This window comes from Blastocatellia bacterium, assembly GCA_035275065.1.
GTDB lineage: Bacteria > Acidobacteriota > Blastocatellia > UBA7656 > UBA7656 > DATENM01.
This window is the reverse complement of sequence record DATENM010000153.1, coordinates 1-23,007: the sequence shown is the minus strand read 5'-3', so window position 1 is coordinate 23,007 and position 23,007 is coordinate 1. Positions and strand designations below refer to the sequence as shown.

At 62.8% G+C, this 23,007-nt stretch carries 17 protein-coding genes; 3 read left to right on the top strand and 14 right to left on the bottom strand.

Annotated features, from left to right (window positions below):
* Positions 1 to 27: 27 nt before the first annotated feature.
* From asnB to VJ464_28140, 8 genes are all read right to left on the bottom strand, one after another.
* A complete protein-coding gene (gene asnB / locus VJ464_28175) occupies positions 28 to 2,076 on the bottom strand; it encodes an asparagine synthase (glutamine-hydrolyzing) (protein HKQ09032.1) in 2,049 nt (682 codons plus the stop codon).
* A gap of 86 nt (positions 2,077 to 2,162) precedes the next feature.
* Positions 2,163 to 4,259 (bottom strand): alginate lyase family protein, encoded by a 2,097-nt coding sequence (locus tag VJ464_28170; protein HKQ09031.1) that lies wholly within the window; start codon positions 4,257 to 4,259, stop codon positions 2,163 to 2,165.
* Between the two features lie 133 nt (positions 4,260 to 4,392).
* Positions 4,393 to 5,442 carry a CpsD/CapB family tyrosine-protein kinase gene (locus VJ464_28165; protein HKQ09030.1) on the bottom strand — a complete coding sequence of 350 codons (1,050 nt, stop codon included), beginning with the start codon at positions 5,440 to 5,442 and terminating at the stop codon, positions 4,393 to 4,395.
* 19 nt (positions 5,443 to 5,461) lie between these two features.
* Positions 5,462 to 7,045: a Wzz/FepE/Etk N-terminal domain-containing protein gene (locus VJ464_28160; protein ID HKQ09029.1), complete on the bottom strand. Its 1,584-nt coding sequence runs from the start codon at positions 7,043 to 7,045 to the stop codon at positions 5,462 to 5,464.
* A gap of 304 nt (positions 7,046 to 7,349) precedes the next feature.
* Positions 7,350 to 8,006, bottom strand: coding sequence for a hypothetical protein (locus VJ464_28155; GenBank protein ID HKQ09028.1), 657 nt, complete (start codon positions 8,004 to 8,006; stop codon positions 7,350 to 7,352).
* 19 nt (positions 8,007 to 8,025) lie between these two features.
* The gene (locus tag VJ464_28150) at positions 8,026 to 8,664 is read right to left on the bottom strand and encodes a DUF4252 domain-containing protein (protein HKQ09027.1); all 639 of its coding nucleotides are present in this window, start codon (positions 8,662 to 8,664) and stop codon (positions 8,026 to 8,028) included.
* 34 nt (positions 8,665 to 8,698) lie between these two features.
* Positions 8,699 to 9,265 (bottom strand): hypothetical protein, encoded by a 567-nt coding sequence (locus VJ464_28145; protein ID HKQ09026.1) that lies wholly within the window; start codon positions 9,263 to 9,265, stop codon positions 8,699 to 8,701.
* Between the two features lie 30 nt (positions 9,266 to 9,295).
* Positions 9,296 to 9,850, bottom strand: a complete 555-nt coding sequence (locus tag VJ464_28140; protein HKQ09025.1) for a sigma-70 family RNA polymerase sigma factor — start codon at positions 9,848 to 9,850, stop codon at positions 9,296 to 9,298.
* A gap of 179 nt (positions 9,851 to 10,029) precedes the next feature.
* On the opposite strand from VJ464_28140, the gene VJ464_28135 reads away from it, so the two are divergent.
* A complete protein-coding gene (locus VJ464_28135; protein ID HKQ09024.1) occupies positions 10,030 to 10,239 on the top strand; it encodes a hypothetical protein in 210 nt (69 codons plus the stop codon).
* Between the two features lie 13 nt (positions 10,240 to 10,252).
* On the opposite strand, the gene VJ464_28130 is transcribed toward VJ464_28135, so the two are convergent.
* The 6 genes from VJ464_28130 to VJ464_28105 all read right to left on the bottom strand — a co-directional run bounded on the left by VJ464_28130 (position 10,253) and on the right by VJ464_28105 (position 17,720).
* A complete protein-coding gene (locus VJ464_28130) occupies positions 10,253 to 11,713 on the bottom strand; it encodes an O-antigen ligase family protein (protein ID HKQ09023.1) in 1,461 nt (486 codons plus the stop codon).
* Between the two features lie 89 nt (positions 11,714 to 11,802).
* On the bottom strand, positions 11,803 to 12,906 hold the full coding sequence (wecB, locus tag VJ464_28125; GenBank protein ID HKQ09022.1) for a UDP-N-acetylglucosamine 2-epimerase (non-hydrolyzing): 1,104 nt from the start codon (positions 12,904 to 12,906) through the stop codon (positions 11,803 to 11,805).
* Positions 12,907 to 13,058: 152 nt separating this feature from the next.
* Positions 13,059 to 13,490, bottom strand: coding sequence for a hypothetical protein (locus VJ464_28120; protein ID HKQ09021.1), 432 nt, complete (start codon positions 13,488 to 13,490; stop codon positions 13,059 to 13,061).
* A gap of 153 nt (positions 13,491 to 13,643) precedes the next feature.
* Positions 13,644 to 14,171, bottom strand: coding sequence for a DUF2911 domain-containing protein (locus VJ464_28115; protein ID HKQ09020.1), 528 nt, complete (start codon positions 14,169 to 14,171; stop codon positions 13,644 to 13,646).
* 75 nt (positions 14,172 to 14,246) lie between these two features.
* Entirely contained in the window at positions 14,247 to 16,001 is a 1,755-nt protein-coding gene (locus VJ464_28110; protein ID HKQ09019.1) for a carboxypeptidase-like regulatory domain-containing protein, read from the bottom strand.
* 24 nt (positions 16,002 to 16,025) lie between these two features.
* A complete protein-coding gene (locus VJ464_28105; GenBank protein ID HKQ09018.1) occupies positions 16,026 to 17,720 on the bottom strand; it encodes a carboxypeptidase-like regulatory domain-containing protein in 1,695 nt (564 codons plus the stop codon).
* A 421-nt stretch (positions 17,721 to 18,141) separates the two neighbouring features.
* Here VJ464_28105 and VJ464_28100 point away from each other — a divergent pair, with 421 nt between their 5' ends.
* Together VJ464_28100 and VJ464_28095 are read left to right on the top strand one after the other, a co-directional pair.
* Positions 18,142 to 19,212 (top strand): PilZ domain-containing protein, encoded by a 1,071-nt coding sequence (locus tag VJ464_28100; GenBank protein ID HKQ09017.1) that lies wholly within the window; start codon positions 18,142 to 18,144, stop codon positions 19,210 to 19,212.
* A gap of 605 nt (positions 19,213 to 19,817) precedes the next feature.
* Positions 19,818 to 23,007, top strand: a 3,190-nt coding sequence (locus VJ464_28095) for a hypothetical protein (GenBank protein HKQ09016.1), incomplete at its 3' end; no start/stop codon positions are given.

Here is a 23,007-nt window from a genome sequence, read left to right as displayed (position 1 = left end):
TGTCCCTTCAATCAGGCTGCGGCTTGCTCAGGCATGAGGCGACAGCGCCGACAGCGACGGTGATTCTCGCCGCGTCGCCGCGTCGCCGCGTCCCCGCGCCGCTCCGCCATCTATCCATTGCTCGTACCAGAGGCTGAGGTTCAGCAGGCTCCACAGGAAGAATGAATAATTGACCCGCCCGCTGCGATGCTCGGCAAGCAAGCGGGCGATGAAGTCATAATCGAATAAGCCGCGCTCGCGGAGCGACGAATTGAGCAGCGTGTGTTCGACGAAGCTGCCCATGCGGTCGAGCATCCACTGGTTGATCGGTGCGCCGAAGCCTTGCTTGCGGCGCTGGAGGACACGGTCGGGGATGACGCCTTTGAGCGCCCGCTTGAGAATGTACTTGGTCTCGCCGTTGCGAAGCTTCAGATGGCGCGGCAAGCTCATGGCAAACTCGACCAGCTCGTGATCGAGAAACGGCACGCGGGCTTCGACCGAAGTCGCCATCGTCATTTTGTCTACGCGCATCAACAGCAGTTCCGGCAGCCGCAGCTTTAGATCGAGATAGATCATGCGCTCAAGCTGATCGGCCTGCGGATTCGCCGCGAGCAAGCGCTCAAGGTCGGCCCGCACCACTGGGTAAGAAGACGGCGCGTCGCCGTTGAACGATTCGTGCGCCGCCAGTTGTTGCATGGCGGCAGGCGTGAACAGTTGATGCTTATAAACTTCGTCAAAGATGAAAGCGCCGCTCCAGAACAGCGGCTCGCCCGCCGCCATGCGGCGCAGCAGATCGGGGACCATCTTGTGCCAGCGCGACGGCAGGCCCGCCGCCATGCGGCGCAACACGGTTTGTCCAAGACCTGATGCCGGCTGCCGCAGAAATCGCGGCAGCCGCGCCAGATGCCGCCACGCCCGGTCATAAAGCCGCAGATAGCGTTTGTAATCTTGATAACCACAGAACAGCTCGTCAGCGCCTTCGCCGACTTGCACGACCGTCGTGCCGCTACGGCGCGCCAGTTTGGCGACGTAGTAGAGCGGCACGCAGACCGGATCGGCGATGGGCTCGTCCTGGTGATAAATCAGGTCGGGCAGGAAATCGATCAGCTCCTGCTGCGTGATCATGACTTCGTGATGGTCCGTGGCGTACTCGCGGGCGACGGCGCGCGCTTCATCGATCTCGCTGTCCTCAGGCTGATCGCGGAAGCCGACCGTGTAGGTGCTGACCGGGCGGCTCATCAAGCGCGCCATCAGCGCGACGTTCGCCGTCGAATCAACGCCGCCCGACAGGAAGACGCCGAAGGGCACATCGCTCATCATGCGCTTTTCAACCGCGTCGTTGAGCAGGCCGAGCAAGCGGGCGCTCACGGCTTCTTCATCGGCAATCAGCGAGGCTTCAGCCCGCGGCACAATGGCGTCCCAGTAGCGCGTGACCTCCACCTCGCCGCGCGCGTCGCAGGTCAGCATACAGCCGGCGGGCAGCTTGCGAATGCCTGCGAACAGCGTCAGCGGCGCCGGCGTCGTCAGAAAGGTGAGGTAATGGTAAAGCGCCTCTTCATCAAGGTCGCGAGTCACCGCCGGGTGTTCGAGAATCGCCTTGATCTCCGAAGCAAAGATCAAGCGCCCGCCGGCCCGTGTGTAATAGAGCGGCTTGACGCCGACGCGGTCACGCGCCAGCAGCAAGCGTTGCGCGTTCGCGTCCCAGATGGCGATGGCGAAATCGCCTTCAAGGGCATGGACGAAGTCGAGGCCGCGCGCTTCGTACAGGTGCAGAATCGTTTCAGTGTCTGTGCGCGAGCGAAACGTGTGACCTTGCGCGACGAGCCGCGGGCGCAACCGCTCGTGATTGTAGACTTCGCCGTTATAGGCGATCCAGACGCGCCCGTCCTCGTTCGCCATGGGGATGTGGCCGGCGGGCGACAGGTCAATGATAGACAGGCGGCGATTGCCGAGGCCGACTCTGCGGTCGTCGCTGAGATAGATGCCGGCGTCGTCCGGGCCGCGATGCACCATCGTGTCACGCATGCGCTCGACGAGCGCCGCCGTGACATCAGGCCGCGCCGCTCCATATTCATATATTCCGCAGAGTCCACACATCGTTAAGTCAGAAGCTGGAAGTCAGAAGTCAGAAGTCAGAATAAGAGAGGCGCGACAATTGTACTGACTGCCGCCGATCCCCTCTTTCATTCTGACTTCTGACTCCTGACTTCTGACTCCTCGATTTCAGCAACCTTTCCTTCCTCGCCGAGCAGGTAAGGCACGAGCAGGAAGACGTTCTCGAAAGGAACGTTGGCGTACAAACGATAAATCATACCAGACGCGCGCAGGCGCGTCGCGTAGGCCGGCGACACCCAGCGATCCGTGCGCTTGATCTCGAATACCTGGCGGCTCAAAGGGATGATGGCCAGCGCCGCGCGCGGGCCGCGCACCGTAACGCGCTGGTCGTCGCTGACCGTTGCTTCGAGGCCGGCGTCGAAGTTGAAAAAGAATTCGAACTGGTGCGCGCCCTCGCCGCTGAAGCGGTCTTTGACCGTCCAGTAGCCTTCGCCTTTGTTGAATGTGATTACCCGCCGGTGAATGATCGGCTCGGCCAGCCGCGCATAGGCGTGATGCTCGGCGTCGAGCAGGTCGCGCGCCGCATCGCTCTGCCATTGATTGACGCGCGGGCGCACGTTCTCGATAAAAGCAAACAGCGCCTCTTCATTGAAACGACTGATCTCTTCGTTGTCTACGCGCACCGTGTTGTGATAAGCGGTCGAGCGAAAATGGTTGCGCCAGCGCGCGCTCGCCGTGTAGACGAAACTGCCGGGGTCGCGCAGGAAAGTCGTGCCGTGGGCATACAGCTCAAATGACAACGCGTCCGAGTGGGCGTGCGAGCCGCGCCCGCGCGCGCCGTGGTCGCCGCAATCGATCACCGCATACAGATCATCGGCGCGCTGCACATAAATCTGTGCGTCGTTGAACGCTTCAGAGATCGGAGCGTCCTCGCTTACCGTCAGGCTGTCGAAGGCTTCCAGTCCCGGCTTGCCGAACCACCACAGCGCCTCTTCGTCAATGCGGTTCGACAGCTTGAAGGATTCTTTTTCGAGCAGCACGGCGGCCAGCCCGATCAAGTAAGTGTGATCCGCCGGCTGCCGCTCTGTGAAGCGCAGCATGCGGCCATCGTCTGCATCGCCGATCATCGGCGCGCTGCCGTCGGGCTTCAGGGTGGCGCGCACGAAATCAATCATCGCCTCGAAGCGCCCCCAGGCCCGGCCCGGCAACTCCATGCCGCCTGCCGTGCTGAGCGAAAAAAAGAGCGCGTAGATTTCCGTCACCAGCCGATGATAAGCGGTGCTGCCTTCATAGCTGACGCCGTCGGCATGCACCTGCCGGAAAAGCTCTCTCAGCAGGCGCGGCGCGCTGAAGCCGACCCAGGCGCTCGACTCCGTCAGATCGGGCATGGTCATGCCGATGCTGAACAGGCCGATCAGGTCCGCCAGATAATGATTGCTCGGCGTGCGGTGCGAGTATTCGAGGTTGGCGCGGATGAAGCGGCCATGCGCGAGCATCAGCTTGAGCATCAGGGCAATGGCGTCGTCGCTGATTTGCGGAGAGGCGAGAAACAGCTCGAAGGCGGCAATCAGGTTGACGGCGCGCAGCGCCACTTCCATGGCCACCGTCCAGTTGACGCCATAGCGCGGTGGGTTGGCTCCAACCCAAGAGGCCAGTTGCAGCAGGAATTCGCTGGCGTAACGCTCATCGCCGGTGAGCGCGTAGGCGCGACCGAGCGCGACGAACTGGTGCAGGCGATTCAGCTCCCAGACCTGGCGCACGTCCGCGCCGCTGCCCAGCCGCAAAGGCACCCGCGTGTAATGCGCCAGCGGCCAGCGCAGGCCGGCGCGCGGGTCGCGGTGCCAATCAATCTGCGCGCCGAACTCAACCGGCTGACTGAAAACCTGGATGCGGTGCCGACAAATCTCGTCGGCTTCGCGGCGCGCGGCTTCGCTCGCTTCAGGGTAAAACTGTTGAATCAGCTCGACGGTCTGCGGCAGGTCGCCGAAGGCCGGCAGCAGCCGCGGCGCGCGGCGCTCGCGAAGGCGCGCCGCGACTTCAGTGAGCGCCGCGCCGCCGAGCGCGCGCTCAAGCTCGCGGTCGGTGATGAAGGTCGCATCGCGCTTATCCCCGGCGCGGCGCAGGGCGCGATAAGCGGCGCGGCGGCAGCGCAGCCAGGATTCGCCGGCGACCTCCTGCATCGTCATGCCACGCAGCCGTGTGCGGATGTTGGTCAAGCGGTTCAAAGCGGGTATGTCGCTCTCGCGTTCTTCCAGTCTTGCGCCATGAGGTTTTCATGTTAACACAGAGGTTCCGCAGACACAGAGGCACAGAGAAACCTGCGCCTCTGTGCCTTCATGATTGAGTTGATGTGGCGGGCTATTTCAGGCGATTCAGCACGACGCCGAGCAGGTCTTCGGGGGTGAACGGCGCAATGGCGCGCGCCATCTCGGCGCTGGTCAGCGCGCCCGACTGCACGACCATCAAAGTCGTGTCGGTGAACTTTGCCAGCAACGTCGCGTCGCCCATCTCCAGCAGCGGCGACGAATCAAAGAGAATGAAGTCGTGATCGGCGTCAAACAGTTGCAGCATCTTCCAGAAGCCCGGCGCGGCCAGCAGCTCGACCGGGTTATCAACGCGCTGGCGGCAGGGCAACAGGTTGAAGCCGAACGGCTGCACGCGCAGCGTCGCGGCACCCGCCGGAAGCTGACTGCGGAAGGCTTCGACCATGCCGATGTCTGCCGCGAGCCCGAGCCGCGCGAGCGCCGCGGGCCGCATCAGGTCGCAGTCTACGACCAGCACGCGCTGGCGGGCGCGGGCGAGCGCGCAGGCCAGATTCAAAGTGACCGTCGTGCGCCCTTCGCCGTGATTGGCCGAAGCGACCAGAACGCGCTTGAAGCCGCGCTCGGCGGCACGCGAGATCAAGGTCAGCGCCAGCTTGTTGAACTGCTCGCTGCTGCCGCGGTCGTTGCCCAGGAGTACCGACAGGTGCGGATCGATGCGGCCTAAATCGACCGTCATTTCGCGCGCCGGCTGGGCAATCGAGCGCCGCGTCAGCGCCGAAGCGGATGCCTGGCGCGGGCCTTGATCGAAGACCGAGCCGTCGCCGAGCGAATAGCGCAGAAAGCTGAAACGTGAAGGCTGCCCGCCGCGCGCCAGCCTGCGGTCTCTGTCGCGCTCGCTGCCGCGATTGAAGCCGCGGTCAAAGTTGCCTTCGGCTTCAATGGCGAAGCCGGGCGCAATCTCTGCTTCAGTGTCGAGCTCGAAGCCCGCGTCGTCGCCCAGAGTGGCGCGCTCAATGCCGTGCGGGTTGCGGATCGCCCGCTCGTCTTCGACGTCAATCGCTTCGATGTCGTCGGTGTCGTCGTCCAGGCCGCGCACCGCGTCTTCGCTCTCTGCCCTCAACAATGCTTCGTAAACTTTTCCCATCGCCTCTACCTTTTGCTCCTTACTTGCTGCCGAGTATGTTGAAGATGTGCGTGAAATTCAATACAAAAGCGAGGGCAGGGACCATGGCCGCGCCGACCAGCAGGAAGCGCAGGCGGCGCACGAACTGTTGTCGCGCGGCGCGGCGGCGCTCGTCGGCGGTGTAGCTTTCGGCAAGCTGGGCGACGACCGGCACGCCGAGAAAGTATTTAATGTCGCGCTCGTCGTTGATGCGCGTCAGGCGCGGCAGCTCGACGATCACGGCGGCAATCAAAGCGGCTCCCAGAGCCATTGCCAGGGCGAATAGCATGAGCTTGCTGCGCATCGGCGCGGCGGGCTGCTGCGGCAGGTTCGGCTCGTCAACGATCTGGAAGAAGGGCGTGGCCGGGCCGGCGGGCGACGGTTGAAAAACGCTCAGGGCTTCCTGGCGCTTGAGCAATTGCGTATAGCGTTCCTTCAAGCCATCGGCGGTGAAATCGCCGGGGGCGCTATAGCTGCCGCCGACCGAGGGCGCAGACGATACGACCGGCGCGGCGACCGCCGGCACGCCGCCGACGCTTGCGGCGACCTGCTGCTTGCGATTGATCTCGCGCTCGACGACCTCCAGGTCGGTCTCCATGCGCGCCAGCTCGATCTGCATCTGGCGAAGCTGTTGCGCTTCGGGCGAAGCCTGGGTGGCGCGGGCGCCTTCGCCGTTGGCGCGCGCTTCCTGGATGCGCTGCTCGACTTCGGCGAGTTGTTCGCGAGCCGCGGCAAGCTTCGGATACTTGTCGGTGTATTGCTCCTGGTACTGCTTGATCTGCGCTTGCAGGTCGGCCTTGCGCTTGAGCAGTGTCCCCATCGAATTGGCGGTGCGGTCATCGGCAGGCACGGCGCTGCGGACAATCTCTTGCTGCTGCACGACGGCCTTCTTCTGATTGGCGATCTGCTGCTGCAAGGCGTACTGGCGGTCGCGCAGTTGTTCGAGGGAAGAAGCAATGGCGTTGCGCTCGGAGCGCGCGCGCTCGGCGTAGCCGGCGGCGCGGCTGGCCGCCGAAGCCGATGCCGCATGGGCGGCGCGGCTGTTGTGATTCTGCGCCAGTTGCGCTTCGATGTCGGCAATCTCAGCCCGCAGCCCGCGCGCCTCTTCGGTGGCCTGATGCTCAAGCGTGGCGTTCGCCTGGTTGAAGATGCCGAGCAGGTCGGTGACGACTTGCTGCGCGATTTTCGGGTTCGGGTCGCGGAAGGCGAGCGTGAACGATTCCGGGAAGCCTGTCGAGTCGCTGCGGTACTTGGTTTCGAGCTTGATGGTGTTGGCCAGATCGGCGGTGGCGCGATCCATGTTGCTGACCGGCGCGAAAAGCTGGTAGCGGTTAATCAAGCCTTCGAGATTGGCGCGGCTGGTGATCTGTTCGGTGACCGCGGCAATCTGCGCGCTGTTGGCCTGGCGATCATAAATCTGCCCGGAGACCACGATGCGGGTGCGCGATTCGTACAGGTGCGGCACGTTTATGACGACGATAAAAGCCGCCATCAGGACGATGATCGTGACGAAGGCGATCAGCATCGCCCGCCGCCGCAGGATGTCGAACAGGTCGGTTAAGGTGCGCGGTCTGAAGCTTCCCATCCTTGCCTCTCGCTAGCAACAAAGTCGGAGCGTTGACGGCAGGCGTGGCCCGCGCATGCGCTCACCTCTAGGGATATTGGCAATTTGACCGGATTTCCATAGATTCGGATTTGCGGCGGGAGGATTGCAAATGGCCCAGGCAGGGAAGCCGGCCACAAAATCGCGAAGGCGCGAAGGCGCACAAAGGGCCTGGTGACTCTTTGTGCGCCTTCGCGCCTTCGTGGCGGGGATTAGAGCGATTTGCAATCGGGTGTAGCGCAAGCTAACAGCTTGCGCTACATGGCAAACCCAATCGAAAACGGCTCTAATGCATGCCGATCAAGCAGAGCCGCGTCATGTCGCCTGGAACAAGCGAGAGGATCGATGCGCTGTTCGCGTCGGGATCCGAGGCGACCCTCGGGCCGGCAGTCGAGTCGGCATTCGTGTGGGCCGACGGCTGCCGCTGGCTGTTGTCGTCCTTGAGCGAGATGCCCATGATCTGTGGGTTATTCATAAACTCGGCGAGACGGGCCGGGCTGAACTTCGTCTGCACGACGACGGCATCCTGCTTCTGCACGGTGACGACCAGCAGCTTGATGTCTTCCTTCTCCGGCGTCGTGAAAACGTAAGTCCACTGGCGCTCGCGCGGCGCGCTGTAAGTCATAAGCGGCGTCCATTCGGGCGTGATCTTGTCACGCAAGTAGGCATGGAATTCTTTGCTCTCAGGCGACGGGCCGCCCGTGTAGTCGAGGTCGCGCAGCAGGGTCACCTTGAAGTTCTTAACCCCCGCCGGCTTGATCAGCTTCACGGCAAAGCGCGCCAGCATCATCATGCCGAAGAAGCCTTGTTGCTTGGCGCGGTAATTGGTTTTGATATGCTTGACGACCTGGCTGTAGCTCTTGTCGTCGGCCAGGGCGACGCCGGCCAGTAACGCCAGCGCCAGCCCTGCGGCAGCGATTCGATGGGGCAGTCGTTTCATCATGGCGTTTGCTCCGCTGCCGCTACTGCGGCTTCTTGGGTTCGTCCTGGGGCTTCTTCTGCTCGTCGCGCGGCTTGTCCTTGTGGTTGTCCTGCACGGTGACGCCGGGCATCTGCTCAAGCCCGAACTTCGGGATGCCGAAGTTGCCTTCGAGGTCGCGCAGCTTGGCCAGGTCAATGGCGCCGATGACGTTGACCACGGTGAGGGCGCGCGGCTCGGCGGCCAGCACCCCCAGGCCCTTGATGATGCTGCCTTCGTACATCATCACCACGTCATAGTTGCCTTCGCGTTTGCTGCGCACGTTGGCGATATGCTCCCAGCCGGGGCCGTTGAACTGCGAGCGAATATAGTCAACGTCGGCTGCCGTATAAGCGCCATCTTTGTCGAACTCGAAGCGCTTGACGTAAACGCCTTTCAAGCCGGTCAGGATGTCGATGATCTTCGCCTCGTTGACCGAGCGCTTCGGGTTGAGCGCCGACTTGGCGAGGTTAATCAGCGATTCGCCGACGTCTATGGAGATGATCTTATCGGCCATGTCGTTGAAGCGGTCGAGCTGGCTCATCTGGATGCGCGCGTCCTGCGCGCCGGCGCTCGCCGCCAGGGCCGCCAGCAGCAGGCCAGCGAGCATGATTTTCCTGAAGGATGTAGTTAGCAGTTTCATAACGTCCTCTCGTGAGATGAATAGTGAACCCCCATCAGCGATTCTGCACCGGCTCTGGTTTCTCGGTGGGCGGCTGGTCATCCGAGATGACGCGCTGCACCTCGTTGAGCGTTTCGCTGGTGATTTGCAGCGCGAACAGAACTTTCTCTTTTGCGGCTTCAGCTTCGGCGCTCGGCGCGTGTTTAGCGACGACCGCCGGGTGATGATGAATCGGTATGCGGCTAGCGGCGCGCGGCGGCGCGCTCGGCGCAGCCACTACATTTGTGGCCGTTGAATTTGTGGCGATCTGTGAGCCAACCCCAGGCGAGCTTGATCCGGGCTTGTCTACGGCGGCGGCCGACGCTGCGCCCAGTCCGGTGTCCGTCGTGCGCGGCGCGCGCCACACGATGACGCCGACGGCGACCAACAGCACGGCCATCGCGCCGACGGCGGCAAAGCGCCAGGCAGGCAGGGCGAACAGGCCCGCGAGGCGTTGCCATAGGCTCGGCGGCGCAAGCATTACGGGCGCTTCGTCGAGACGTGCCAGCACGCGCGCCGCAAAATCCGGCGATGGCTCGCGGCGCTGAAAAGCGACTTTCAATTCTTCATCAAGACGGCTCATGGTTCGACTTCTCCAATTTTCGGGCGCGGCTTAGGTCCTCGCCTCGCCGACCGAGCGGCTCAGCTTGTCGCGCAGCAGCGCCAGCGAGCGCCGCAAGTGACTCTTCACCGTGTTGACCGGCATGTCCAGCACTTCAGCGATCTCTGCCGGTTGCAAATCTTCCTGATAGCGCAGCACCACGACCATACGCGCCTTGTCGGGCAGCGTCTCGACCAGCCGCCGCAAGGTTTCCGACAACATGAAATCCTCTTCCACGTGTGGCGCCGCCGGCTCCGGCACATCGTCGAGGCTCACCTGCGGGCGCACTTTCTGGCGGCGCGTCTGGTCAATCGAGCGGTGCGCCGTGACCTTGCGCAGCCAGAACGTGAGGTGGGCCGACGACTGTATGGCAGAGAGGTTCTGGTGGAGGTTCAGGAACACTTCTTGAGCCAACTCCTCTGCCAGCCACCGGTCACGTAGAAAGTGATAGGCAAGGCTGAAAACCATGCCTTGATGCTGGCGCACAATCTCCGCGAAGGCCAACTGATCGCCCGCCGCCGAGCGTGCCAGCGCCTGTTCGATACGGGCTTCCGTCGCCTCTTCCAATGTTGTCGTCCCTTCCCACCCCACCATGCCTTAGTACGCACGCCCGGCGGCTGTCGAGTGCAGAAATTATAACAGCCGGCGTCATTTGTCCGCGGTTAGCGTTGAACTTTCACTCTGTCGCCAATCGTATAGCTGACGGGAAGGGAAATATGAGCCATATCATTCTAAGACCAGGTGAGATGAGAAATCCGGGCATCGCCGCGGTGTTGAGCTTCTTCATTCCCGGCGTCGGGCAGATTTATAACGGCAAGATTTTACGCGGCATCTTCTGGCTGATTATCACGCCGGGCATCTGGTTGGGCACCGGCGGCTGGTTCGGCTGGGTCTGCCACCTGGTTTCGGCTTACACGGCGTACAGCTACGCCAAGCGCCATCCCTATACGATTTAACCCGGCCGGCTGCTCAAGCGGCGCTCACTTCATGTGAATCAGCCGTGAATGAGGGGTTGGATAGCAGGCCCATCAAGAAGAAGAAATAGAGATTGACGTCCGAATAATAGCCGCTCGCCAGCGTCAAACCGGGAAGCCAATAAGCGACAAACAGAGCGATGAATGCCGCCGCCGCGGCGCGCGCGCCCCCACTCTGCGCCCGCCGCAGCGCCCGCCAGCCGATCAGAAACAGATAGGCATTGGCGATGACATACAACAGAAACGCGACCACGCCCATCTCTGCCGCGACCCACAGCAAATTCGAGTGCGGACTGTCAGCCGCCGTCGTGTCGAGCAAGGCCTCGGCCTCGGTGTCGCTATAGAAATATCGTTGATCGAAGGCCCACTGGTAATTCGCCAGTCCGACGCCGCCGACAGGATTGTCGAGCGTGATACCTACCGCTGATTCCCACGTCGCCAGCCTGCCGATGACGTTACGCGGATTCGTCAGGCGCTTGCCCGCCGCAAACCATCCGAGCGCCGCGCTGCCAAGCCCGGCCAGCAGCAAGAACGCCATCACAGACACCGCGAAAGACAGACGCGGCGACGCGGCGACGCGGCGACGCGGGGAAACAAAGGTCGGCAATCCATCTCTTTGTCTTTCCATCGCCGCGTCGCCGCGTCGCCGCGTCGCCGCGTCACTCCTCAGAGTGGCAAATCGGACGATCAACCAGCAGGCCAACAGCGCCAGGGCCGCCGAGCGGAACGTGGGCAATAGCACGGCTACCGCCGCCGCGATCAGCGCGCCAGTGGTGAAGAGGCGCGCCACTTTGTCGAGCTTCGAGCGGAAGAGGTGCGGCGCGGCCTGAAGCAGCACGAAGACCAACAGGCAGATGATGGCGTAAGACGAATCGGCGGCGAATGGCCCGTTGACACGCCGCTCGCCTTCACGCACGAGTTCCGAGCCTTTGTACTGAAAAAGATTCGCGCCTCTGAGCAATTCGTAAGCGCCGGTGGCGAACAGGCACCACGCCAGCGCCGCGGCGGCCAGCCAAAGCATGTGGTGGCGGCCACGCGCGTCGAAGTGATAGCGAGCGAGATGAAAGATCACCAGCGGCAGGCCGAAGGTATCAATCGCCAGCTTCAGCCCGTAGGGGAAATCATTCGACAGAAACGCCGCGTTGACCAAAGCGATCAGCGCGACCATCGCCCATGCGATTTCAAACTTCGTCGCCGTGAAAGCGAAGCGCGGCCTCTGTTCAGCTTGCCCGCGTCGGTTCGTCAGTGCTTTGACGATCAGCAGCCCGACCGCAATGACGATCACCGCGCGGTTGAAGGTGACGAGCGATTTATCAACCGGGAAGCGCAGGTAAAACGATGCGATGGGCGAGGCGACAAACCAGAAGATAAGCAGCCCTTCAAGCGACGCGGAGACGCCGTGACGCGGGGAGGCGGCGGCGGAGTCATCGTTGTGGATGGGTTGCTTAATCGTCATGGTTGCGGTGCGCGATCTTGACCGGGCCGCAAGTGATTCGCTTTTGCTCATCAATCGCCGCGTCGCCGCGTCGCCGCGCCGCTTTCCCGTCAGGCGCGGCTTGCGGCTTCGATGGCGTCAACGATGCGGGCCGCCGCATGGCCGTCCCATCGCTCTGGCACGCGCCCGCGCGGCGGCGGGTTGTCGAGCGCCGCAAAGGCTTCGCGCCGGATGACCTGCGGATCGTTGCCGACCAGCCGGTTGGTGCCTTCGCTAATGGTCACCGGGCGCTCGGTGTTATGCCGCAGGGTCAGGCAGGGGATACCGAGCGCCGTCGTCTCTTCTTGTATGCCGCCGCTGTCGGTCAGCACCACCCGGCTGTTGCTGTAGAGCTGCAAGAAATCGAGGTAGCCGAGCGGCTCGGTGAGCGTCAGCCCCGGTAAGCGGCGGGCGCGCTCTAAGAGGCCAAAGGCTTGAAGTCGTGACAACGTGCGCGGGTGCGCCGGGAAGATGATCGGCAGCCGCTCTTGAATCGCTTCGAGGGCGTCGAGAATGCCGGAGAGTATTGCCGGGTCGTCTACGTTCGCGGGGCGGTGCAGAGTCATGGCCGCGAAGGCGCCGCGCTGGACCTTGAAATGGTCTAGCACCGTCGATTGCTTCGCTCGTTCGAGACTGCGAAACAGCGTGTCAATCATCACATTGCCGACAAAGCAAATCTTTTCAGGGGCGATGCCTTCGCGCCGCAAGTTGTCGTCGGCGTCGCGCGAAGGCGTCAGCAACAGGTCGGCGAGCGCATCCGTGACCAGGCGGTTGATTTCTTCGGGCATGCCTCGGTCGCGGCTGCGCAAACCGGCTTCGACGTGCGCCACGCGCACCGCCATCTTGGAGGCGACGAGCGTCGTCGCCATCGTCGAATTCACATCACCGACGACGACGATCCAGTCGGGCCGTTCGGCGATCAAGACTTGCTCGAAAGCCAGCATGATGCGCGCCGTCTGCTCGGCGTGCGAGGCGGAGCCGACTTCGAGATTCATATCAGGGCGCGGGATGTCGAGGTCGGCAAAGAATGAGTCGCTCATCGCCGCGTCGTAGTGCTGGCCTGTATGCACCAGCAGCGGCTTGAGGCGCGGGGCGCGGCGGCGCATCTCGTCGATCACCGGGGCGATCTTCATGAAGTTCGGGCGCGCGCCAACGACATTGATGATTTTCAGCATGGCTTAAAGTTAAGCCATAAAGTAGCGCATTCCCGCCAGCCTGCGCCAGATGTGAATGACAAGAAGTGATGAGTGATGAGTGAAAAGTAGATGGGTAAGACGTATGCGCCGTACCTTCTCCTTACTCATCACTCATCAACTTCCAATGGGCGTTAATACCGCCGCCGGTGCTTGAGCAGGTAATAGGCCGCGCCGCCGCCACCGCCCAGCAGGGCACCGACGCCCGCGCCGCGCTTGCCGCCGAATACCGCCCCAAGGCCCGCGCCAATCGCCGCCGGCGCGGCAATCGTCAAAATCATATTGCGCGTCGAGTGACCGCGCCGCACGGCGTAATAGCGCGTGCCGGCAACGCCGCTGTAACGGTACGGCGTGCGGTAAGCCGCCGTCCGGTAGTGCCGGCGGCTGTAGTAGCCCGTGCGGTAATAACTGGCCGGGTAATAGCCCGTTCGGTAATACGAGTTACCATAATAAGCCGAGCGATAGGCCACCGCTCGGCGGTGCCTGTGGCAGGCGAAGGTGTCGGGCGCGACCGCCAGCGACAGCAACGCGACAAGAATGGTCATGACCGTAAATCGCTTGAGCATGTCTGTCCTCCGGTATGGAATGAACGCTGGTTCGTACCGATTTACGGGCAACTCGGATGCCAGCCGCCACCGCGCCGCAACCCTAAAAAACGAAGAAGGCTGCCCGGTGAGCAGCCTTCTCCTGTGTTTGAATATGTGACAGCGGTTGCGCGATTATTTTACATCGAACGTGCCGACCAGCAGAGCCGTGCCCCAGTGAACACGGATGCCGGCCTTGCCTTTCATGTCAACCAGGCTGATGTTCAGCATCTCGGCGGAATCAGCAACCTTTTCAGACTTCAACGGCAGCTCGGCAACATAGCCTTCCTTCATCGCCGGCTCGCCCCAGATGCCGGTCTTCGGGTGGAAGGCGAGAACCCAGGCATTGTCACCGGTCTTCTTCGCCCAGAGGCTGTACTTGCCCGCCGGGAGCGTCTTGCCGGCGACGTTGAGATCGCCGGTCGTGGTCAGTTCCGTCGCTTGATTCTTGCCCAGTCTCCAGACCATGCCGACGGGTGCAACGGTGAAAATATCCTTGCCTTTAAGGCTCGGCCCATTGATGCTCGGGCTGCCATAGTTGACTGAAATCGTCTTCCCCTTGATGGTGACTTCCGAGGTCTCACGCGCGCCATTCATCTGCGCGCAGGCCGGCAGCACGGCGCAGAGAACGAACAGACAGAGGATGAGTTTGTGGAACTTCATGTGGACTCCTTCAATAGATAAAATTGGGCCTACAGAAAATCAGTTTAGCCGTCCGCCACGGTTGCGGCAAGCGGCTTACCGCGGATTGCTCTCGGCCTTCTTCTTCGCCGCCGGCTGATACGTGAGCGCGTAATCGGTGAGCCGCTGGCAGGGCCGCAATTCGAGCGTGACGTTGGCCGTTTCGGCGCGCTGGCGCAACCGCTTGCGCGCCTCCGCGTCCCAGGCGACCGGGCGCGGATGGTCGGCGCTTGCGTCATCCTCGGTGGCGCGCCGCGCAATGACGAAGTAGCGGCCCGGCGCCAGGTTCTTCAACTCAAAGTTGTCGCCCCGCAGTTCCGCTTCATAGTAGCGCAGCAGGTCGTCAACGGCTTCCTTTTCAGCCGGCACCAGGTGCAGGCGCAGGGACTCGGGCAGGCGTGCGCCTTCTGTAGCCGGGATTACACGACCGCGCAACGCCGCCGCGCCTTCGGCGACCGTCACGGCGAGGTCGCTCAGGCGCTCGCCGGCTTTGACCGTCAGCGGCGCGCGGGCGGCGTCAACCGGCGGCTGATTCTTCGCCAGCGCGGGAAGTGTAATCGAGCGCACAAAGTAATCATCGCCGAGCATCATCGGCAGGACGCGGTACTGGCCGGCTTCGAGGTTGGCGAAGGCGAATGCGCCTTTGTCTGAAGGCGCCTCCTGGCGGGCGATGGGCGACGGCGGGTTAAACTCGGCGGCTTTCTTTTCCGCGCGCGCTTCGAGCAGCATCTCGTCCGGCATGAGGCGTTTGATCTCGCACTTGCTCTGGCCTTCGACGTTGCGCAGCGGCTCGACGGCCAGCGTCCCGACGATTGCGCCATAAGCCGCCAGCGTAATATCGGTGCCGGTGACGTCTGCGCCTCTGACCTTGACGTAGGCGCGCCCCGTGCCTCTGAACGGCGTATTAGAAGTGTTGGTCGTCGCCGTGACTAAATAATCACCGTCGGCGACGCCGTAGAAGGCATAGCCGTCGCCACTGCTGCCCGGAAAGTTTCCGCCGGCGAAGCTCTGCGCTTCCATCGCGCGGCTCGCGACGTTGTACAGTTCCAGCGCAATGCCCGCATTGGCGGCATCCGTGGGCACGCCCGCTATCTTGCCGCTGATGGCATGGCCGCGCTCGCCGCGGTAGTGAATGGCTATGCCGCTGACCTCTTCGCCCGCCTGCACGGTGACGGTTTGGGCCGTGTCGCGCGTCGATGATGGGTAATAAGTCGGCATGTCGTTCTCATAGACGTTCGGCTCGTTGATAAAGGGATGCTTGCCCGAGGCGAAGACGACATAGGTGCCTGATAATAAGCCGTAGATGCGATAGACGCCGCGATCATCCGCCCTGGCAACCCCCGATGGGCGGATGAGCGTGACTGCGTGGCCGTCTTTGTCACGGACGCGAATGGCCTGGACGCTGCAATCGGTCATCGGCTCGTTGGTGTGTGTCATGACCGTGCCGGTGATGACGCCACCTTTCTTCATGGTGAAGTCGGCGGTGTCGCCGGCGCGATACGTCCGCCGCGGCGTTTCCTCCTCGGCTGTCACGTAGCCCGGCGCGACCGGAAAGACGTTATAGACGCCGCGCGCCAGGTCGGTGATGCGGAAGCGGCCCTGCTCGTCTGTGCTGGTGTTGCGCGACTCACGCCGCTGAGAGGACGCGCCGGTTACGTAAACGACAGCGTGCGGGATGGGCTGGCTCGCCGTGTCTGTGAGCCGCCCGCTGATCGTGCCGGCGCGCTTATCCGACTTTGTCGCCGCGGTCTGCGCGCCGGCGCTCGCGCCGAGCATCAACAGGGTCAGGCCAATCGCGAAAGCGTTTTTCATCTGCGACCTCCGGTGAAAAGCGGCTCACTGGTTATTACCCGTGGGGCGTTCGAGGACGATGGTCACCTGGGCTTCATTATCGTTTGTGACGCTGACGGTTTTGTTGACGGGCTTCGAGCGGCTGCCGGCAGTGAGGGTGTACTCGCCGGGCAGCAAATCCTCAACCACGAAGTGCCCGCGCGCATCGACCTGCGCGAAAGCATTTTGCGGCGGGCTGTCGCCGACGCGTCGCACGGTGACGAAGGCACGGAAGCCTGCGGGGAGCGGGCCGTCTGCGAATTTCACTTCGCCGCGAATCACGCCCGTCCCAAAGCCGACGACCAGCCGCAGGCCGGTCAGGTTTTCGCCGGCGTCAAGGTCGAAGCCCGCGGTCAGGTCAGCGCCCTCGCGCTCGACGCGCAGCAGTCTGAAGTTGCGGCCCAGAAAACTTGAGAGGTAGACGCGGCCTCTGCCCGCCGCCAGCCCGCCGATGCGGAAGCTGCCATCGGCGTTGATCTGCGGGCGGTTGAAGCGCGGCGTGGTGATCGGCCCCTCCATAGCAACGTTCAAGTTCAGCTCGCGGAAATGCGTCGCCGCTTCCTGCTCGCTCAGGCCCTCAATGACGACCGTGCCGCTGACGCTGGCGCCGGCACGCAGCTTGATCTCGACGTCGCTCACGTCGCTGTCGGTGATCTCAAAAGGTGCCGGATCGAAGGTGTAGTTGTCGGCGCTTTGCGCCTTCGCCGGTGACGGCGGCCCGTTCGCGTATGCTGGGCTGGTTTCGTTGAGCAGAACTACAAATGCCACGTACTTGCCCGGCACCACGCCTTCGATTCGGCATTGGCCATCGGCATTCGATTCCGGGCCGATGGCGGAGATGCCCATGAATCTGCCGTTCTGGTCCTGAGTGCCATAGCCGCAACGCGCGCCGGCCACCGGCTTGCCGCTGTCGGCGACGACGCGCACGAGCGCCGTGTAAGATTTTTCGGTGTGGCCCAGGGCCAAGTCGATGCCGGTGGCCTCGCCGCCTTCTGTAACTTCCACCTCACCGGCTTTGGCCTCGTCGCGGACGCTGGGGTAAAAGGTTTGCGGGTAATAGCTGTTCCCACGGCTCATGCTGGCGCTGCCATCGCGGCCCGCAGGTATACCGGCGCTGACCAGATAGCGGCCCGGCGGCAGGCCGTAGATGCGGTAGATGCCGCGGTCATCCGTCTGCATGACGGTGTAATTGCGGTTGTAGGGCTCGTGCCGGGCGTCCCGCGGGTTGATGCGGTAGAGGTGGATGTATTCCTGGATGAGCGGGCGGCCCGTCTCTTCCGTGACGCGACCGGTGATGACGCCGCCGCGCCGCAAGGCGAGGTGGATGTCTTCGACCGTCTCGCCATCGGCCAGCGTGATCGCGCTGCCTCCGGGATAGTCATTGCCTTCCGCTTCATTATAAAAAACGGGCGCGACCGCCCTGACATAGAACCGGCCCGCCGGCACATGGGTGATTTGAAAGTGACCGTCGGCGTCCGTCGTGCTGCTGCCAACGATGCGTCCTCGCGGCATGCGCTGCGGGTCGGGCATCACGGCGACGGGAATATTGGCGGCGGGCTTGCCGGCGATGGTGACGCGACCGCTGATCGTGCCGGCGGCATTCACTTCTTTTGACTGCGGCGAAACGGATTGCGATGGCGCAGAGACAGGGGCGCTCAGCGTTAAGGCCATCAGCAGCAGGACGCGGGCCAGAGCGTGCATAGCGGGCCTCCGGTTTTTGAAGTTCAGTGGCGCGAGCGACTCCACACGGACAATCAAACGTCGCTCATTTCCCGTAGTTCGTAACCTTGATGATCTCTGGCCGCATATTTTACACCCGGCGGGCGGCGGAGGCAAAGCCCCCGCGGGCGCGGCGTCGCCGTGGTTAGAAATGTGATTTTACACAGGCGGCGGTGGGTTTTTGCGAACATAACACCATTGACAAATTTTCGGCGATCTACATAATGAGCTTGATCAGCGCTTGCGCGCTCGGTTGCCCCCGCACCATTCGTCGCTTGCTTCATCAAAAGGAGCCTGCTTGAGCCGGACTACTTCCTCCGCGGATTGGGCAACTGCTGGGTTCAACGAGCCATTACCGCTTAGCGTCAGAGGAAACTCTTTCTTCCTCGACCTGGATCGTTTGTTGGCGCGCATCGAAACGGCGACAACCTATTACCAGGCCCTGGGCGTCGGGCGCGACGTGTCGCGCGAACAACTCGACCGCGCCCTGGCTGAGACCCTGGCTATCCTTTATCCGCCATATCAGATTAGCGCCTCGCTGCCTGCCGAAATGCTGACTCGCATCGAGCGGGCGTTCAATAAAATTGCGCAAGGGTTTGCGGCGCTCGCCAGCTTCGCGCGCCGCCGCGATTATGATGCGGCGCTCTCTTCGGCTGCGTCGCCCGGGGCAACAACGACCGCAACACCAGCGCCCGCCGCATCCGCAACATCAGCGCCCGCCGCGAGCCGGCCATCGCCGCCGCCGCAGTCCTTCCACATCCAGCAGCATGCCGCGCCGCGCGCCGCTTACGTCGAATCGGGCAAAATCAGCTCGACCGATAATCGCCGCCGCACCGACCGTCTCAAGCTCGCCCTGCCGGTGCGCATCGTCGGGGTTGATCAGGGGGCCGTCGGCAAGTGGAGCGAGATGGCCGAAACGCTCGACGTCAGCCGCACAGGATTGCGCCTGCGGCTCAATCGGCTCGTGCGCTATGGCATGGTGCTGTACCTATCATTACCGCTGCCGGCAAAGCTGCGCTCGCACGGCTTCATGGATACAAGCTACAGTGTCTACGCGCTGGTGCGACGCATCGAGCCGATGAAGAAGGGCATGCGCGTCATCGGCCTTGAATTCATTGGCGAGCATCCGCCGCCGGGTTACCTGGAAAAGCCCTGGGCGACCTTTCGCACGCGCCACTGGGCCGGCAATGACCGCCGTCGCGCCCGGCGCGTCGCCCGCGCCGAGCCGATTTGCCTCGACTACATCAGCACCGAATGGCCTACCCCAATCCGCGAAGAGGCGATGACCGAAAACGTCAGCCGCACGGGGTTGCGCATCCTCGTGCGCAAGGCGCCGCCGGAGTTTGATCTGCTGCGCGTCAGCTGCGCGGCACGCCACTTCGAGGGCCTGGCGATTCTACGTAACCGTTTTATCGGCGATGACGGACAGGAACGGCTCTGCCTGCAATTCCTGGATAAAGAATGGCCGCTATAAATCTCCTCGGCGACCGCCTGATTCTCCGTTCGGGCTTGCATGGCGGCGGCGAAGATGATAAACAGAAGGGCTCGACTTTATTATTTCCGCATATGGTCGGGATGGTGATTGCAGGAGGCCCGGCGACCACGCTTTGAAATGTGGAGGGCGCTGCCAGTGCCCTTGAGACACAAGAATTTAACCGGCTACTATGGATAAACAGTACCGAGTGGCTACTGAATGAACAACCACCTGGGAACTTGGTATCCGCGCTGATGACGCGATTGCCTCTCTGGCTGCTGGCCATAAAAGGTCACAAGCTGCGAAAAATCTTGTATATCGGGCAAGCGTTCTGAAATTCAAGCGGGCGGCTGAGATGCTCAATTCGGGGAATGCGAATTGCTCAACAGGAGCCAGCCTCCTCATGCATTTTGGCTGTATGTCTGGGTTGAAGCCGAAATTAAGGCGTAATTGAAATATCAGCGTGCGCAGGGTTGCTTCAGAACTCTGTCGCTCGGATTGTGAATCCGAAGGATGAGACGTTTGACAGACCGCATCCAGCGATTGCTGGAGAAAGTAATGGTAAAGGAATCAGTTTTCCCAATAACTTTGGAGAGGGATAGAAGATGAACATAAAGAGAGTCATGTTGATGATCGGGCTGGCTGTTGTTGTCGCCGCCCTGGCAGTGCCGCTCGTGGGCCTCAAAGCCCGCGCCGCGGGCGCTGCGGCGAACGCACGAGCGCCATTGGCCGCTCCGGCGCGCGCCACAGCGGCACCTGGCGAGGCGGCGGTTCAGCCGAATGTTGTCGAGGCCACTAATTCCTCTCAGGAATCGGTGGGCGGCAAGATTTCAGCTGAGACACTTAAGGCTCTGGGCATTCGCCGCTCAAAATCGGCGGATGCCTCTGCGAAAATCGCCCAGTTACTGGCGAAGAAAACCCAGAGCGGCAACCATGGCGGCGGTGAGTTCACCCCGCAGTCGGGCCAGCCGCTGGTGCTCAATGCCAACTCGGCGCTCTCGGCCGCGCTGATCACGACGATTGGCGGGCGTGATAATCAGTTCTCGGAAGTCGCGCTGATCGCCGACTGGGATGGCCGCGAAGATTGCGCTGCCGACCGCGAAGCGAAAGTCGATGACTTCTCATTTGTCGAATCCGACATCGACACGACGCTGACGCGCGCCGCCATCTCCGAGCATACCGTCGCTAACGGTTTCGCGGAGAACGTGTTCTATTACGGCGACTCGCTCGGCAACCTCTGGGTCGGCACCGACAACAACGATGACAACGCCACGGTCGAGGCCGGCGGCTTGCGCCAGATCAATATCCCGGCGCTGGTCAACGCGGGCGCGTCCGGCGGTTTTGCTATCACGCCCGGGTCACTTGGCTGCACCGACGACCAGGTGACGGTCACCGGCATCGCCGTGCAGCCGGTTGCCGACCTCGGCGATTTCGGCCTCTGCGGCACAATCGGTGAAGTCGTCTACGTGTCGGTCCTTGACACGGAAGGCTGCTCCTCGAACTCCGCCAATCAGCCGATTCGCACCCGCATCTTCGCCTTCGCCTTCACCGACGTGGTGGGCGGAGTGGCGCCGGCGGGTGTGCGCCAGATTTTGGCCAGCAAGTTCTCGAACATCGCCGGCGTCGCCGTTGATGACGACGGCTCGCTGTACTACCAGTTGGTGGACTTGATTCAGTTCACCGGCGGCGCCATCTTCAAGGCGACCGAAGTTTCGCGCACCGTTGCCGGTTGCCCCAGCCCGCGCGTCAATCGCGTCATTGCTGGCCCGATTACCGATCCGCCGACCCTCAATAGCTGGGTAGGCTCAACCGCCAGTCCGGCTAATCTCTCCGGCGGCGCGCGCAACACCAACTATGGGCGCGGCTCGTCAGGCACCTACGGCAACGTCGTCAGCCTGGCCACCGGTGCTTGCAACGTCCTTTATGCGGCCGTCGCCCGCTCCTTCGTGCCCGGCGCGGTCAGCTTCGAACAGTTGACCGAGGGCCTCTTCCCGGCGCCTTCGGCCTTCACCAGCGGCACGCCTTCCATGGTCATCAGCTTCGCCGACTGCTCCGGCGCTTTTGACCTCTGCTCGGGCCGCGCCACAGGTGGAGCGACCGCGAATGTCGGCGGCACGATTCCGGCAGCCGACGGCTTTGCTGATCCGGCGGTGGCGGGCCAGACCGCTTCGGCCGGCGTCAACGTCTTCCGCATCTTCGTCGAAGGCAACGGCCCCGACCTCAGGCCGCCGGCCGGCGGCACGGCGGTCGTGCCGGGCACGCTCGGCAGCGTCCTGCAAGTGGATATGCAGATTGACTACACGCTGCATAGCGGACTGGCAGTCAGCGAAGAAGGCACAGTGTTCGTCATCAGCGGCGGCACGCCGGCAGGCATTGGCAAGAATCCTTCGCCGATGCTGGGTGAAGTGCTGTGCTTTGAGGATATGTGCCCGATGGATCGGCGCGCGGATTTCGTTGATCTGCGCGGCGACACGCTGCCGAACCCGCCGGCCTCAGGCGGCAACGTCGGCGACGGGGACAGTGATCGCTTCGATCACATTTTCTATCAAGCGCCGCTTGATCAAATCACCCTCACTCCGGGTGGATTGGCCGGGTTGGCGCGCGGCTTCCTGCGCTACACCAACCGTCTTGCAGCGGCTCCGCTTGGCGCGGGCATCACGCTCGGCGTGACCCAGCGGGTGCTGGGAGATGACAGCTCGACGCAGGCCGCGATCATCTTCGAGGCCCTTGATCCTGGACATCAGGTGGCGGGCGGCGACGATCAGAACACGCCGAACCGCGGCGATGATGATGATGGAGCCGGGAGTCCGACGCTGACCGGCGCGAATGCCGGCGGCTTCGAGTTCCTCTTCAACGGCTTCGTCGGGACGACGCCGAATTGCGTGTGGAACGGGTTCTTCCTGAACTCGAACGGCAACATCACCTTCGGCAATGGCGATTCGGACAACACACCGTCCGTGGTGGAATTCCGTGCTGGATTGCCGAGAATCGCTCCGGCGTGGGCCGATCTCAATCCGAATGCGCGAGCCGTCGATCTAACGTCATTCCCGGTGCAGGCGCTTGGCTTTGCTAACATCAACGCCTTCCGCGTCCGCTGGATCAACGTGCCAGAGTTTGGCTCTGAAAGCTGCACGGGCACGACCGTTTCACCGGGCAATGCCAGCAACACCTTCTCGGTGACCCTCTATGACGACGGCACCGGCCCTGACGAGAACGCCTGTCAGGCTTTGGACCCCGCCAACCCCAGAGGCTTTAACGGCCCCTGTGCGCCGAGCACGGCTGGCGCCTTCGACCTGCAAGAAGGCCCGACCGACCTGCGCTTCACCCGCGAGCCGAACACCGGCGTCCTCGTCGGCTGTCCGCCGCGTCGCGAAGGCAGCGGCAACTTCATCTTTGAATATTGCCGTATGGATCTGCTCGGCACACCTGATCGCCCGGTGATCGCCGGTTACTCGGTCGGCCACCTCAACCCGCTCAACCCGCCGGGGCTGTGCGAAACCAACCTCTCGGAGGCCGCGCGTGCCGCCGAGACCACCTTCGGCGTCCTGCCCGGCGCGCAGACGGCAGCCATCAGCTGCAACTGCTTGATCGGCGAAGGCACCGAACCCAGCATCTTCGAGCTCTTTAACGAAGGCGCTGACGCAGGCATCGGTGCCGGCGGCGAGATCACATTCGCGACGCCGGACTTCGATCTGCGCTTCGAAGGCAACGATGCGGCGGCTTGCACGTCCACGCGTCAGCGTGACCTCAACCGCGGCAAGGTGGCCTTCTACGGCGTCGGCTGCGCGCCGCCGG

Bases quoted from the DNA above. Each gene is read 5' to 3' on its own strand.
- wecB (HKQ09022.1), bottom strand. From the start codon at position 12,906: ATGCTGAAAATCATCAATGTCGTTGGCGCGCGCCCGAACTTCATGAAG.
- VJ464_28165 (HKQ09030.1), bottom strand. From the start codon at position 5,442: ATGGGAAAAGTTTACGAAGCATTGTTGAGGGCAGAGAGCGAAGACGCG.
- asnB (HKQ09032.1), bottom strand. From the start codon at position 2,076: ATGTGTGGACTCTGCGGAATATATGAATATGGAGCGGCGCGGCCTGAT.
- VJ464_28160 (HKQ09029.1), bottom strand. From the start codon at position 7,045: ATGGGAAGCTTCAGACCGCGCACCTTAACCGACCTGTTCGACATCCTG.
- VJ464_28155 (HKQ09028.1), bottom strand. From the start codon at position 8,006: ATGATGAAACGACTGCCCCATCGAATCGCTGCCGCAGGGCTGGCGCTG.
- VJ464_28145 (HKQ09026.1), bottom strand. From the start codon at position 9,265: ATGAGCCGTCTTGATGAAGAATTGAAAGTCGCTTTTCAGCGCCGCGAG.
- VJ464_28110 (HKQ09019.1), bottom strand. From the start codon at position 16,001: ATGAAAAACGCTTTCGCGATTGGCCTGACCCTGTTGATGCTCGGCGCG.
- VJ464_28120 (HKQ09021.1), bottom strand. From the start codon at position 13,490: ATGCTCAAGCGATTTACGGTCATGACCATTCTTGTCGCGTTGCTGTCG.
- VJ464_28115 (HKQ09020.1), bottom strand. From the start codon at position 14,171: ATGAAGTTCCACAAACTCATCCTCTGTCTGTTCGTTCTCTGCGCCGTG.
- VJ464_28130 (HKQ09023.1), bottom strand. From the start codon at position 11,713: ATGACGATTAAGCAACCCATCCACAACGATGACTCCGCCGCCGCCTCC.
- VJ464_28135 (HKQ09024.1), top strand. From the start codon at position 10,030: ATGAGAAATCCGGGCATCGCCGCGGTGTTGAGCTTCTTCATTCCCGGC.
- VJ464_28150 (HKQ09027.1), bottom strand. From the start codon at position 8,664: ATGAAACTGCTAACTACATCCTTCAGGAAAATCATGCTCGCTGGCCTG.
- VJ464_28105 (HKQ09018.1), bottom strand. From the start codon at position 17,720: ATGCACGCTCTGGCCCGCGTCCTGCTGCTGATGGCCTTAACGCTGAGC.